Here is a 13,631-nt window from a genome sequence, read left to right on the forward strand (position 1 = left end):
CCTAGTACGCATTAATTCATGGATTGCACGAAGTAGATCGACCAAGCCTGATGAAGCAGTTGCTTAGTCACTTGATTAGGTAGTTCATTGAAGTTGATTTGATCAGCGACAATGGACAGCAGATCCCTTGGGTGGCAAGGAAGCAGTACCTTGTCGTTGGGTTGGTAAAGCTCTGTGAGCAGCCAGTCGAAGGTTTCATCATCACAACGCAGAGCCAGCTCATCGCAATTTTGTTGCCAAATCGCTTTAAAATGTGATCGCTCTAAGGCTGTGAAGGGGATTTTGTAGCCAAGTCTACGCAAGAATGCCTCATCCACCAGTTGAGCCGGATCTAAGTTGGTGGAAAACAGTAATATCTGCTCGAACGGCACGTCAAAGTGTTCACCGCTAGGGAGCGATAGGAAATCTCGACTCTCTTCCATGGGCACAATCCAGCGGTTAAAGATCTCTTTGGGAGTAATTTGTTGTCGTCCTAGATCATCAATCAGCAATACGCCGTTATTTGCCTTTAAACCAATAGGGGCGTGGTAGGTCTTCGAGTCTCTATCGTAGTGGACGTTAAGCATCTCTTGGGTCAACTCGCCGCCAACGACGAGAAGCGGCCTGCGACAGCGATGCCAGCGCGGGTCGTGGCCTTGAGTGAGCATGATTGAGTTGTCCTGAGCCTCTTGCTCATGGAGTTCATGCAATTGAGGATCAAAAATTTGAATGATTGCCTGATCGATGCTGACTGCATGGGGTATTAACACATCATCGCCGAACACTAAGTTGAGATGACGGCAGAGGTAACTTTTACCTGTACCTGGAGGGCCATAGATTAAAACGGGTCGTTTCGAGTTTAGAGCTGGGCCAATCAGCGTCAGTAATTGGTTCGGCAACGTGATCTTTTCAAACGCTCTTTTAATCACCTCGCGGGTAACTTTATGCTGGCGACTTGATTGCGCGCGACATACAGACCAGTACTGCTCTAGAGGCACAGGAACCGGCCCTAAATAGCCACTTTTCTCAAAGGCAAGTTTCGCTAGGTTACGGCCGGCTTCACTTAATGCATAGCGCATTTGGCCATCAGAGGTGGTTTGTTTATTTTCAACCAGATTCGCCCGTTTGGCTTCGTCTAAGAGGGTTTGAACGATGTTGCCAGCTAAGCAAAGGCGATTGCTCAGTGCGATAAGGGTGAGTACGTCGGCGTCCAGTAGGTGCTTTAATACTAGGTTTTGCAATAGTTGTTCACTAACACCAACCTCGGCGATGGATGTCGGTTTACTGGTCATGGTCTTAGTTTGACTATCGCTTTTGACTCTAGCTTCGGTAATCATCGTGAACCCTCAATGAGGACAATTAGAAATAAAGCTCTACCAATGGCGCACAAAACGGCGCTTCATTCTTAAAAGAGACAAGTAAATAACAGCTATATTTAGCGGTGAGGCATTATGTTTACTGGCCGTCACAATCTCCCGCCGAGTCTACCGTCGCGCAAATTTCAGAAATCTGTTCTGCAGTTTCAGTGCCTAATTCGGTAAAAGCAATGACCATCCCACCGGCGACTAAACTTCCTGCGATAGCGTATTCGACAGCGGATAATGCAGATTCGTCATACCAGAACTTTTTGATAACTTTAATAAGCATGACGGCCTCTAACTTATTGAAATATGTCTACACCTGTTCAGTTAAGAGTAGACGTGGAATGTTGATGTTGCTGTCCTAAATTTGCTATAAATTGCATCTATCTGTCGTGCAAAGGGCAACCTTGTGTTGTTTTTTATTAAAAAATTCATATTTATCAATAGCTTTTATTTGTTTTTCGGCGATAAAGCGGGGAACTTATAAAAATAGAGGGTTATTGTATGTTTAATTGTTATTGTTAATATTTTGTTTTGGGTATGGACATTGTGGAATTAATGGCCTACCTCCTTGTCAATTTAGACCTGGAAATTTAATTGGAACGGTAATTAAGATAAACCAACCTATGGCTAAGGCTGGGGCATAAGGTACTTTTAGGCCGGCTGCTTCGTTGAGCGAAGGTTTAAAGTAGGTACGGGTTATTAGGCATTGATAATAACGCTCAGCAGTCATTTTAATTCCTTGCCAACCTACCCGATATAAAGCGATGGCCAGAGTTGTGACACCACCGGCTGCGATGCCAAGGCAGAGGCTCCAGAACACCATCGCTGGGCCGACAAAGCTGCCGATCGCCATCATGAGTTTGATGTCGCCAGCCCCGATAATGCGTTTCTTATAAAACCATACGAGGCTGAGTAGAGCTGTTAATGCGCCCAGTAAAGAGGTGCCGAAACCGGCGAGCCCGTCATAAAAGCCATTAAAGGAGATACCAGTGATAAGCCCTAATATAACGATCAGGTTGGGGATTTTTTCTGTTGTAAGATCAGTCACTACCGCGATGATAAACAGCGCAGAAACTAAAATATGTTGCAGCGTTTCATATTGAATATCGGCCATCTAGCATCCCTCTAGATCAAACAGAGCACTGCCATGCAGTGCTCTCACACGATAAAGTACTAAACGTCCTTATTTAGGCGCCGTCGCAATCACCTGTTGAATCAACAGCTGCACATAGTGCGGAGATCTCTTCGGTCGCTTCTGTCCCTAGCTCACCAAACGCGATAACCATGCCACCTACGACTAGGCTACCTGCAATTGCATACTCTACCGCGGATAAACCGCTTTCATCATTCCAAAACTCTACGAGTGCTTTCTTGATCATCGCAATATCTCCGCATAGTAAGAAAAATGCTCCGCCGTTTGAAACCTAGGAGCTGACCCCACAAGTTGTGAGTCGCATGAATAAAGTTAGACGACAAAGTCCTATGTTGCTAATACGAATTTGCGGTTTTTGTCATTATTTTTATTATCTTAGTTTTTATGAGTTTCGATGAGTGAAACCAAATATGGTTAGTGGGGCTTTTCTTTTTAGATTAATTTGCCTTGGAGTTTGTTTTTATTGCGAATTAAAATCTCTAGTGAGGTTATCTTCTGACAGTTGGTATATATCTTGGTTCATAGACAAGTCACCATTTACGTCAACTCTAGCAAGGAAATAAGTCAGGTAAACGAAAATGGTACGGTTTATCATTTTCATTTTGGTCAGATTGGTGTCTTTACTTAAGGCTAAATTTTTATACTCACTCGGAGGTAGAAGTACTTGGGCAAGCGACTCAATGTTTTTTACTCTCACGCAGCCATGGCTCAATGCCCGAGTTGTTTCTCTAAATAAGTATTGATTGGGAGTGTCGTGTAAATAGATTGCATTACTTTGAGTCAGGTTAAGTTTGAGAAATCCGAGCGCATTATTCTTTCCTGGTTTTTGCTTAAGACTGTGTGAGGAAAACCAATGGTTCAACGGTTGTTCTCGAGCTATCGCCCAGTCAAGGATGGGCTCTCCTGATTGATAGGGAACCAGCTCAAAGCCGCGATTTTGCAGTTGATAAGGGTCCTTACGATGAGCTGGCAGTAGCTCCCCATTGATGATCGATGGTGGCGGTGTCCAGTTGGGGTTAATGGTGATGGAGCGAAATTTTGAGTTCATCCTTGGTGTCGGTGTGGCTGACTTGCCAACGATCACTGGCAAAGACAGGTGAAGCCGTTGGTTTCGGTAATAATCCAGCTGAAACTGTGGGATGTTGACGATAATGCTGTGTTCCGGCAGCTGACTTGGTAGTTGCAGCCACTGCCTCAAGGTAAATCGGATTTGTTCAATCCGCTTGGCTTTGGGGGTTGAGATCAGTCGAGCTGTTGGTTGATCCAGTTTACCTGATGGTGTGAGTTCATGTTGCGTTTGAAATGCTTTCAAGCTGTGTATTAAGGCAGGATCCCAAACGTGGCGATCTTTTAGGTGACTTGGCAGCGATTGACCCGCTTGACTGGCCAACCAGCGGCGCAATACGGCGACTTCTGGGTGCTGCTGCCCTAACTTTAAACCGATTAGTGGCTCTAGGTTAGGAAGTGGTAGGGCCGCTAGGGCTTGCTCCTTTTTTAGAGCCTGCCTTAATCGGCTAAATTCTTGATATTGAGGAATCTGCTCAACGCCCCATGCAGCCAGTGAATTGGTCGATATTGCTTGGTTGAGTGCTTGGGTTGCTTTGGTTTCAGGGCTGAATCTGAGCCGCGCGCGTGCATTAACAAATTCATAGGAAGCGGCTTCAATAGCCTGAGTATTTGGATAAGTGTCAGCGAGAAAACCTAGATCATGGAGAAAGTTCGCCCATTGCATCGTAGTGCGATTCTGCGCCGACGAGCCTGCGTCGGCGAGCAATGAAGCACAAGGGAGTAACAATAGCCATGCTAGCCAGATTCGCATATCAGTGTTCTTGGCTCCGGTTGTCTGCACTTTAAGTACTGATGATAGACCTTGCTGTGAGACTCGCTCTTTTTCAATTGCCGATATTCGGTTGGTGTTAAGCCCAGATGCTGCTTAAAGGAGCGACAAAAGTGTGATGGCGTTGAGAAGTTTAAGCGATAGGCGATGGCGGCTACGCTGAGGCCGTCATCCCTGAGGAGATCCGGTGCTGCTTCTAAGCGTCGACACAGCAGGTAGTTACTGAATTTTATCCCTAAATATTGATTAAACAGGTGGCAGAGTCGACTGTCACTGATGCTCACCTCATGAGCCAATTGCTGCAGTGACAGAGGCGTGCCAAACCGCTGCTCAATCAATTCCAGGGTTTGGCGCAATTTCTCGTGGGTATGGCGCTGCTGATGGCCAATAGGTTGGTAGTTGGGGTTAAGTCGACATTTGATGTCCACCAGATCGATGGCTGGTGGAGGGGCCATGTAGCCTTGCTCAACGCGATGATCTAAGCACCACTTTAAATTTGGTACCGACAGATTGGGAAACAGCACAATGAACTTGCGTCTTGGCTGTTGTGCCATCAGGAGCTCGATGGCTTTAATCTCTTGCTCATCTTGGTTTTTGAAGATCACTATGCAAGCTGAGCTCATTGCTTCATGGGGCTCAGGAGCTCGGCATTGGAGCACGGCAGCGTCTCCCAATTTTCCGATCAGTTTCACCGGAGGTTGGTCTTCAAAATGGCGTAAAAAGGCCACAGGCAGCTCAGCTTGGTTCATGGATTCCTTTCCTAAACGACTAAAACTCAAAAGGACAACGGGCGTTTTTTTGATGTAACCCCTAGTTAATAGCTAGTACAGCTATAGGGGAAAGGCAAAGGTGAGAGTGAAGAAACTGTCTGGTTTGGCAGTAAAAAGCCCTCAAATGAGGGCTTAAAAGTGGGGAAGCGGGTTACTTTTTGTTTTTGAATTCTTCCGGCAGGTGACGGTAGAGATAGACGATGGTCAGTACGGTGTAGACCAGTGTCATTCCCATTAGGCCGAACACTTTGAAGTTCACCCAGGCTTCTTGAGATAGATTGAAGGCTATGTAGATGTTCAGTAGGCCGCTGCCGATAAAGAACACCACCCAAGCCAGAGCCGCATTGCGCCAGATGTTGTCAGGTAGAGGCATCTCTTTTCCGAGCATCGCTTTGAGCAATGATTTTTTCATGAGCTCAGCAACCAGCAGCGCCCCAGCAAACAGGAACTGGACAATGGTCACCTTCCATTTGATGAAGGTGTCATCTCGCAGCACCATGGTCAAAGTGCCGAAAACCGCCACCAAGATGAATGTGATGATGTGCTGCTTCTCCACCTTCTTGTAGAGGGTGTAGAGCAAACCAATTTGGATGGCAGATGCGGCTACCAGCGCGCCACTGGCCAGATAGATGTCGTAAAACTTATAGACGGCGAAGAACACCAGCAGAGGCAGAAAATCTAAAATCTGTTTCATAGATTACTTTTGTTGAGTAAGGGTACGGTTTTCGAAGTTAAGTCTACCTAAAGCTTATAGAGGCGCAAAGGCGATTCCCATTCGAGAACCGCCTTTAATGTCACAAACTGAGTCAAATTTGCGTTAAGCGAGGGTGGCCGCCTTCATCTGCTGGGTGAAGCGAGTCACATTTTGCAGCAGCTGTTGCGGCTTATCGTGGCTGTCGGCAATGAGTTTTACCGTGGCGCTGCCGGCAATCGCTCCAGCGGCGCCAGAGCTAATCGCCTCTTTGACCTGCTCAGGTGTTGCGATACCAAAGCCGAGAATGGCTGGCGGTGCGTTATGGGCCTTGAGGGTTTCCAGTAGTGGCCCCAAAGGCTTGCCTGCTTTGGTTTCGGTACCGGTTACGCCAGCTCGAGAAACCAGATAGGTGTAGCCTTCGCCCAGCTCAGCCACCTGCTTTAAGGTGGCTTCATCGCCGTTTGGTGGGGCGATGAAGATTGGGGCGATGCCATGGCGACGGGCGGCGTCCGCAAACGGTGCGCTCTCTTCGATAGGCACATCGGCAACCAGCACCGAATCGATGCCCGCTTGCTGACAGCGAGCGTAGAAGGCGTCAATACCTGGGCTGAACACTAGGTTAGCGTAAACCAGCAGACCAATGGGGATCTGAGGGTGGCGCTCACGAATCTGGTCCAGCATCTCAAAGCACTTGGCTGGCGTGGTTCCGGCATGTAGCGCTCGCAGGGTGGCGTCCTGAATGGTTGGGCCGTCCGCCAGTGGGTCGGAGAATGGGATGCCAAGTTCCAGCGCATCCGCGCCGCCTTCGATGAGGGCATCCACAATCGCAAGGCTTAATTCAGGGTTGGGATCACCTAGGGTAACAAAGGGGACAAAAGCGCCTTGGTTTTGAGCTTTGAGCTCGGTAAACAGGGTTTGATAGCGGCTCACAGCTTGCCCTCCTGAGTCAGAATGTCATGTACGGTAAAGATGTCTTTGTCGCCTCGTCCTGAGAGGTTCACCAGCATAATTTTCTCTTCGGTCTCCTGTTCGGCCAGCTTGTAGGCCATCGCCAGTGCGTGGGCGGACTCCAGTGCCGGAATGATGCCTTCACAGCGGGCCAGCAGTTGGAACGCCTCTAGCGCCTCCTCATCGGTAATAGATAGGTACTGGGCGCGTCCGGTTGCCGCCAGATGAGCGTGCTGAGGGCCAACGGAAGGGAAATCCAGGCCGGCGGAAACCGAGTAGGATTCCTGAATTTGGCCGTGCTCGTCCTGCATCATTGGCGCTTTCATGCCGAAGAAGATGCCGGTTTTGCCGTGGCCAACTGGCGCGCCATGTTCGCCGGTTTCGATGCCTTTACCCGCAGGCTCAACGCCGATTAGGGCGACCTCTTCATCGTCGATGAAATCCGCAAACATGCCGATGGCGTTAGAACCACCGCCAACGCAGGCCAGTACGGTATCTGGTAGGCGGCCCTCTTTGGCCAGCATCTGCTGTTTGGCTTCCTCACCAATCATCTTTTGAAACTCACGAACGATGGTGGGGAACGGGTGAGGGCCCGCTGCGGTGCCCAGCAAGTAGTGGGCGCTGTCGTAGTTGGCGGACCAGTCGCGCATCGCCTCGTTGCAGGCATCTTTTAAGGTGGCGGAACCTGCGTGCACCGGAATGACCTCGGCACCCATCAGCTTCATGCGGAACACGTTGGGGCTTTGACGCTCGGCGTCTTTGGCGCCCATGTACACTCGGCATTTCAATCCTAGCAGGGCACAGGCCAGTGCGGTGGCCACGCCGTGTTGACCGGCACCGGTTTCGGCGATGATCTCGGTTTTGCCCATGCGTTTGGCTAGCAGCGCTTGCCCTAGAACTTGGTTGGTCTTGTGGGCGCCGCCGTGCAGCAGATCTTCTCGTTTTAAGTAGATCTTCACCTTGGGGTTGGGGCTGAAGTTGCGAGTCAGGGTCAGCGCAGTGGGGCGACCGGCGTACTCTTTCAGCAGTGACACAAACTCTTGCTGAAATTCTGGGTCTTGTTGGGCGTCCACAAAGGCTTGCTCAAGTTGCTTTAGGGCTGGCATCAGAATCTGCGGCACGAACATGCCGCCGTATTCGCCAAAGTAAGGATTTAATAGGGTCGTCATGGGGTACCTCAATACTGTCGTAGGCGTGCGAACGCCAATGCGATTTTGTCTGAATCTTTGATGCCTGGGGCTGACTCCACACCGGAGTTCAGATCCAGACCGATAAATTGCTCTTTGATGGCGTCCTGCACGTTATCTGGGTTTAAGCCGCCGGCTAACATCGCCTGATGCCGTTGCTGGCCCACCTGGCTCCAATCGAAGGTGTGGCCGCTGCCGCCAAACTGACCTTTGCTGACGGAATCAAACAGCAGGCGGTCTGCGTTACTTACCAAGTTACTGCCATCGGGCTTGACCGCTTTCCACAGCTTGGTCTGTGGCAATTTGCTGCGCAGGGCATCCAGATAGGCGTCATCTTCGTTGCCGTGGAGCTGCACCCCGTAAAGCCCCAGTGTGGTGGCTGCGGCGACCACTTCATCCAGTTCGGCGTTTACGAATACGCCGATGTAGTTGAGCTCGGCGGCACCTCTAACCTGTTGGGCCTGCTCAAGAGAGACGCAGCGTGGGGACTTGGCGGCGAAAATGAGCCCACCATAAACCGCACCTGCGGCCGCAACCGCTTGAGCGTCTTGTGGGCGGGTTAGGCCGCAGACTTTGTTTTCACCAAAGATCAGCTGGCGGCAGGCCAAGTCGATATTTGGCTGAGCGGTTAGGCTGCTGCCCACCAAGAAAGCGTCGGCGTGGGGGGCAAGGCGACGAACCTGTTGATGGTTCTCGATGCCGGACTCGCTGATCACCACTCGGTCGGCGGGGATCTGGCTGGCCAGTTTTTCGGTGGTGGCTAGATCGATGGAGAGATCTCGCAGGTCGCGGTTGTTGATGCCGATGATGCGAGCGTTCAGAGCCAGTGCTCGGTCAAGCTCCTGCTGGTTGCTGACCTCCGTGAGAATGTCTAGCCCCAAAATTTGCGCCTCGTCGGCCAGCAGCTGGTACTGCTCATCGCTAAGTACCGACAACATCAGCAGCGCCGCATCGGCGCCCATATGGCGAGCCAAGCGCAGTTGGCGGCGGTCAATAACAAAGTCTTTGCACAGCAGAGGTTGGTCAACCTCGGCTCGAATCGCTTTTAGGTATTCAAAATCGCCCTGAAAGAACTGCTTGTCGGTGAGTACGGACATCGCCGCCGCATAGGGCGCATAGCTTTTGGCAATGGCCACAGGATCAAAATCAGGGCGAATCAGGCCTTTGGAAGGGCTGGCTTTTTTACACTCCAAAATGAATCCGGTATTGCCGCCTTTAAGGGCGTTAAACAAGGATCGTTGGCTTGGCTCAGCTTGGGTGTCCAGCAGCTCGCCATAGCGGGCGCGCAGCTGGTCGATGTGCGCGGCCTTGGTGGCAACGATTTTATCTAAAATGGTCGCCATCTTATGCGTCCTCTTGGGGTTGTTGCTGAGACAGCTTGGCAAAGGCCTGCACCAACTCCAGCGGCTTGCCGCTGTCCATGGTGGCAAGGGCTAGCTCAAAGCCTTGCTTCAGGGTATCGGCCTTGCCAGCTAGGAATAGGCCGGCTCCGGCATTAACCGCCACTGCGGCGCGCTGGGCTTTGGTGCCGCCGCCGCCGAGAATGTCGCGGGCGATGGCGTGGTTTGTTTCTGGCTCGCCCCCTTCGATGGCGCTAAGTGGGTAGGCATCGATGCCAAAGGTGGCTGGGGACAGGGTGAGTTCGGTCAGCTCGCCGGCTTTGATCTCAACCGCTTTGGTTTCGCCGTGAATGGCGATCTCATCCAGACCACTGCCATGAACCACCAGCGCCCGCTCAACGCCTAAGGCGGCGATGGTTTCGGCGATGGGGCGAATCAGCTTGGCATCGTACACACCCAACAGCATCTGGTTGGGTCTGGCTGGGTTGATGAGTGGCCCTAACACATTAAACAGGGTGCGGGTCTTTAAGGCTTGACGCACCGGCATCGCATGGCGAATGCCGCCGTGGTAGTGAGGGGCAAACAGGAAGGTTACACCCAGCTCCTCCAAACAGTGAGCCGACTGCTCGGGGCTCATGGCCAGATTGACACCGAATTGGGTAAGTAGGTCGGAAGCGCCGGATTTGCTGGATACGCTGCGGTTGCCGTGCTTAGCGATGCGAGCCCCAGCGGCGGCGGCCACAAAAATGCTGGTGGTGGAGATGTTGATGGTGTTGGCGCCATCGCCGCCGGTGCCAACGATGTCCAGAAGATCACCTTCGGGGCGAGGAAAGGCAACGGCGTGTTCACGCAGGGCGCTGGCGGCACCGGTGATTTCGCTGACGGTTTCGCCGCGCAGTTTCATGGCGGTAAGGATGCCTGCCAGCTCAATTTGGTCGACCTCTCCTTGGACGACTTGGCCAAACAGGTGCTGGCTTTGCTGTTGCGTCAGTGGCTGACCATTTAAGACCTGGGCCATCAGTTCGGTAGTTTGGGTTAACACAGCGGCGTCTCCTCGGTCAGTTGGGTCAGGGTGCGGGTCAGCAGTTGGCTGCCGACTTCGGTCAAGATGGACTCAGGGTGGAATTGAAAACCGACGGCGCGGTCTTGATTGTGTACGACTGCCATCGGCATCTCATCGACACTGGCGGGTACGTGCAGGCACTGGGGCACTTCATGGGCTACCAGGCTGTGATAGCGAGCGACGGAAAGTGGGTTGTCCATGCCTGCAAACAGCGGACCGTTGTCATGGCGCATAGGACTGGCTTTGCCGTGAACCACAGAGCCCGCAAAGCTGACTTTGCCGCCGTAGTGTTCAACCAGCGCTTGATGGCCCAGACAGATGCCTAAAATTGGCAGTTTTCCGGCCACCAGCTTTAATAGCGCCATCATGCAACCTGCTTCGTGGGGCGCACCTGGACCTGGGCTTAGTACTAATACTGCTGGCTCGGAGCGATTCAGCAGTTTGTCGGCCAGAAGCTTGGCATCGACGTCGTTGCGATAAACGGTTACCGGATGGCCTAGGCTTCGGAACTGATCCACCAGATTCCAGGTAAAGGAGTCAAAGTTGTCCAGCAGGATGATGGGGGTCATAGGGCACCTCCGATGGCGCGAATCACCGCCATGGCTTTGTTCTTGGTCTCATCGGCTTCCGATTGCGGGTCGGAGTCAAACACCACTCCAGCCCCCGCTTGAACGTGGGCGATGCCGTCGTTCACCAGTGCTGAGCGGATAACGATGCAGGTGTCCATATCACCGCGGCCGTTGAGATAGCCGACGGCGCCGCCGTAACTGCCGCGACGTTCGCCTTCGGCTTCGCGCAGCAGCTGTGCGGCGCGTACCTTTGGGGCGCCAGTTAGGGTGCCCATGTTCATGCAGGCTTGGTAGGCGTGCAGGGCATCGAGATCATCACGCAGCTGGCCGGTCACTCGGCTCACCAGATGCATTACGTGGCTGTAGCGGTCAACCTTGAGTAGCTCCGGAATCTGGCGGCTGCCAGCCTGACTGATGCGGGCAATGTCGTTACGGGCCAAATCCACCAACATCATGTGCTCGGCGGTCTCTTTGCTGTCTTGGCGCAGACCCAGTTCTATGCGGGCGTCCAGATCGAAATCGATGCTGCCATCGGCGTTGCGGCCGCGTTTACGGGTGCCGGCGATTGGGTAGATCTCCACCTGATTGCTGTCGGCGCCGTATTTCAGGGCGCTTTCTGGTGAGGCGCCAAACAGGGTGAACTGCCTGTCTTGCATCACAAACATATAGGGACTTGGGTTGTCGTGGCGCAATCTGGCATAGGCTTCCAGGGGATTGGGACAGGGCAGTGAGAAGCGGCGCGCCGGAACCACCTGGAAGATGTCGCCAGCACGAATGTGCTCTTTTAATGACACCACTTTCTGTTTGAACTGCTCATCGCTCTGGTTAATGCTGACCTCGACCGGCGCTGCCTCAGGCAATTGTTCATCGGCTTCAAAGGCGGCGATGGTGTGAGACAGCTCGGCTAAGCGCTGGCCTAAGCTGTGGTGGTAGCGGCCGTCAAACAGGGCACCCACTAGGCGAGCGCTGCGGCGACGATGGTCTAGCACCAGTGATGTCTCTGCCAGATAGAACAGATAATCGGGGCAGTTATTAGGACCATCTTGTACTTGAGGCAGCGGCTCGACACTGGCAACGAGATCAAAGGCAAAAGAGCCAGCTAACAGCAGCGATTGGGCGCAGGCGTCGTCGTGGTCGATGGCGGCGATCAACTGGCGCAGTACCGACAGCGGCGATGGCGCTTTTAATCGGGCGTCTTCATCCAAAATGTCGTCAGAGGTGGGAACGCTGAGACTCAAGGTGTTGCTATTAAGTTGTGGGACAAACTCCCCCAAGCTGGCGGCTAAGTGTGGCAGCAGGGCTTCGCCGTTGGCGCTCATGGCTTCCATGGTCACGTTAAGGCCATGGCACTCGATGCGCAGGGCTGCATCGAGTAACAGTAGGCTTTGGGTGCCTGCCTTGGTGTCCACTTCCGCAGACTCCAGCAGCATGGTGTTAGGTTTGTTTTGGCACAGGTGCTGATACAGTGCCGCGGGCTGGTGCTGATAACGGCACCCCAGCGTCAACGTATGGCTCTGTCCGGCTTGCAAGCTCAGCATAGTTACAGGCTCCTTCCTGCGGCTTCCACAAAGGGCTTCATGGAGGACATCAAGTCATCAAACTGTTGTGGATCCAGATTCTGGTGTCCATCAGACAGAGCTTGCGCTGGATTGGTGTGGGTTTCAACAATAATCCCGTCGGCACCCACCGCAGCCGCAGCGCGAGACAGAGGGATAACCAAGTCGCGAACGCCGGTGCCGTGGCTCGGATCGACTAGAACCGGTAAGTGAGTCTTTTGCTTAAGGTAAGCGACGGCGTTCAGATCCAGCGTGTTGCGGGTAGCGGTCTCGTAGGTGCGGATGCCGCGCTCGCACAGAATCACATTGGGGTTACCGGCGTTGACGATGTATTCGGCGGCTAGTAGCAACTCTTCGATGGTGGCGCTCATGCCACGCTTGAGCAGTACCGGGGTTTGCAGCTTGCCGACCGCTTCCAGCAGACGGAAGTTTTGCATGTTGCGAGCGCCAATTTGTAGGCAATCTACGTACTGTGCCATCAGTTCGGCGTCGTTAGCATCAACAATCTCGGATACCGTCGGTAGGCCTGAGCGCTCGCTGGTGGCTTTAAGAATTTTTAGCCCCTCTTCGCCTAAGCCTTGGAAGCTGTATGGGCTGGTGCGGGGTTTGTAGGCACCACCGCGGATGGCGGCGACTTTATGTTGGGTGAGGTAGTCGGCGATGCCATCCAGTTGCTGTTGGCTTTCAACGGCGCAAGGGCCAGCGATAACAGTGAAGGCTTCGCCGCCAACGGCAAAGTTGCCAATCTTAACTCGGGTATCGATTGGGTAGAGCTCTCGACTTACCAGTTTGTAGGAGGAGAGGATTGGCTTGACCTCATCCACCAGCGGGTGGAAATCCAAGTGTAAAGAATTCAGTACGCGCTCATCGCCAATGGCCCCAATAACGGTACGCTCAACCCCTGGCATGTAAAGAGGCTTGAGTCCCGCCGCTTCGATCTGGTCGAGGAGTTGTTTGGCGTCTTGTTCGGTGGCGTGTGGTTTTAAAATAAAGATCATGGCTTAAGTTCTCGGCAATTTGGTATAAAAAAACCCGCTGGGCGTACCTAGCGGGTTTTCTGTGTCTGGTTTTTGCTTGAATTTTTACTCAGGCATAGGCCAACGAACACCCCGCTTATTTGGGATGCGCCACCACCAATTGGTGTTGTTCATTGCGGCGTGTTGGGCTGATT

General features: G+C 52.6%; 14 protein-coding genes. All 14 read right to left on the minus strand.

Annotation, left to right across the window (positions count from 1 at the left end; translation table 11 throughout):
• Positions 1–11: 11 nt before the first annotated feature.
• Complete coding sequence (locus FCL42_RS01380) at positions 12–1,316, minus strand: P-loop NTPase family protein (RefSeq protein WP_136861574.1); 1,305 nt, start codon at positions 1,314–1,316, stop codon at positions 12–14.
• A gap of 118 nt (positions 1,317–1,434) precedes the next feature.
• Positions 1,435–1,626: a Flp family type IVb pilin gene (locus FCL42_RS01385; protein WP_136861575.1), complete on the minus strand. Its 192-nt coding sequence runs from the start codon at positions 1,624–1,626 to the stop codon at positions 1,435–1,437.
• A gap of 288 nt (positions 1,627–1,914) precedes the next feature.
• Positions 1,915–2,457, minus strand: coding sequence for an A24 family peptidase (locus FCL42_RS01390; RefSeq protein WP_136861576.1), 543 nt, complete (start codon positions 2,455–2,457; stop codon positions 1,915–1,917).
• 73 nt (positions 2,458–2,530) lie between these two features.
• Positions 2,531–2,722: a Flp family type IVb pilin gene (locus tag FCL42_RS01395; protein WP_136861577.1), complete on the minus strand. Its 192-nt coding sequence runs from the start codon at positions 2,720–2,722 to the stop codon at positions 2,531–2,533.
• Positions 2,723–2,956: 234 nt separating this feature from the next.
• Positions 2,957–4,315, minus strand: coding sequence for a L,D-transpeptidase family protein (locus tag FCL42_RS01400; protein WP_136861578.1), 1,359 nt, complete (start codon positions 4,313–4,315; stop codon positions 2,957–2,959).
• On the minus strand, positions 4,300–5,082 hold the full coding sequence (locus FCL42_RS01405; protein ID WP_136861579.1) for a helix-turn-helix domain-containing protein: 783 nt from the start codon (positions 5,080–5,082) through the stop codon (positions 4,300–4,302). The genes FCL42_RS01400 and FCL42_RS01405 overlap by 16 nt, the downstream gene beginning before the upstream one ends.
• A gap of 172 nt (positions 5,083–5,254) precedes the next feature.
• Positions 5,255–5,797: a septation protein A gene (locus tag FCL42_RS01410; protein ID WP_136861580.1), complete on the minus strand. Its 543-nt coding sequence runs from the start codon at positions 5,795–5,797 to the stop codon at positions 5,255–5,257.
• 123 nt (positions 5,798–5,920) lie between these two features.
• A complete protein-coding gene (gene trpA, locus FCL42_RS01415; protein ID WP_136861581.1) occupies positions 5,921–6,727 on the minus strand; it encodes a tryptophan synthase subunit alpha in 807 nt (268 codons plus the stop codon).
• A complete protein-coding gene (trpB, locus tag FCL42_RS01420; protein ID WP_136861582.1) occupies positions 6,724–7,914 on the minus strand; it encodes a tryptophan synthase subunit beta in 1,191 nt (396 codons plus the stop codon). The genes trpA and trpB overlap by 4 nt, the downstream gene beginning before the upstream one ends.
• 8 nt (positions 7,915–7,922) lie before the next feature.
• Positions 7,923–9,275 carry a bifunctional indole-3-glycerol-phosphate synthase TrpC/phosphoribosylanthranilate isomerase TrpF gene (gene trpCF / locus FCL42_RS01425; RefSeq protein WP_136861583.1) on the minus strand — a complete coding sequence of 451 codons (1,353 nt, stop codon included), beginning with the start codon at positions 9,273–9,275 and terminating at the stop codon, positions 7,923–7,925.
• A 1-nt stretch (position 9,276) separates the two neighbouring features.
• Positions 9,277–10,290, minus strand: coding sequence for an anthranilate phosphoribosyltransferase (trpD, locus tag FCL42_RS01430; protein WP_136861882.1), 1,014 nt, complete (start codon positions 10,288–10,290; stop codon positions 9,277–9,279).
• Positions 10,291–10,307: 17 nt separating this feature from the next.
• Positions 10,308–10,904 (minus strand): aminodeoxychorismate/anthranilate synthase component II, encoded by a 597-nt coding sequence (locus FCL42_RS01435; protein ID WP_136861584.1) that lies wholly within the window; start codon positions 10,902–10,904, stop codon positions 10,308–10,310.
• Positions 10,901–12,442, minus strand: coding sequence for an anthranilate synthase component 1 (locus FCL42_RS01440; RefSeq protein WP_136861585.1), 1,542 nt, complete (start codon positions 12,440–12,442; stop codon positions 10,901–10,903). Before FCL42_RS01440 ends, FCL42_RS01435 begins: the two co-directional genes overlap by 4 nt.
• A gap of 2 nt (positions 12,443–12,444) precedes the next feature.
• Positions 12,445–13,458: a bifunctional 3-deoxy-7-phosphoheptulonate synthase/chorismate mutase gene (locus tag FCL42_RS01445; RefSeq protein ID WP_136861586.1), complete on the minus strand. Its 1,014-nt coding sequence runs from the start codon at positions 13,456–13,458 to the stop codon at positions 12,445–12,447.
• Positions 13,459–13,631: the final 173 nt, after the last annotated feature.

This window comes from Ferrimonas aestuarii (assembly GCF_005116665.1).
Classification (GTDB): domain Bacteria; phylum Pseudomonadota; class Gammaproteobacteria; order Enterobacterales; family Shewanellaceae; genus Ferrimonas; species Ferrimonas aestuarii.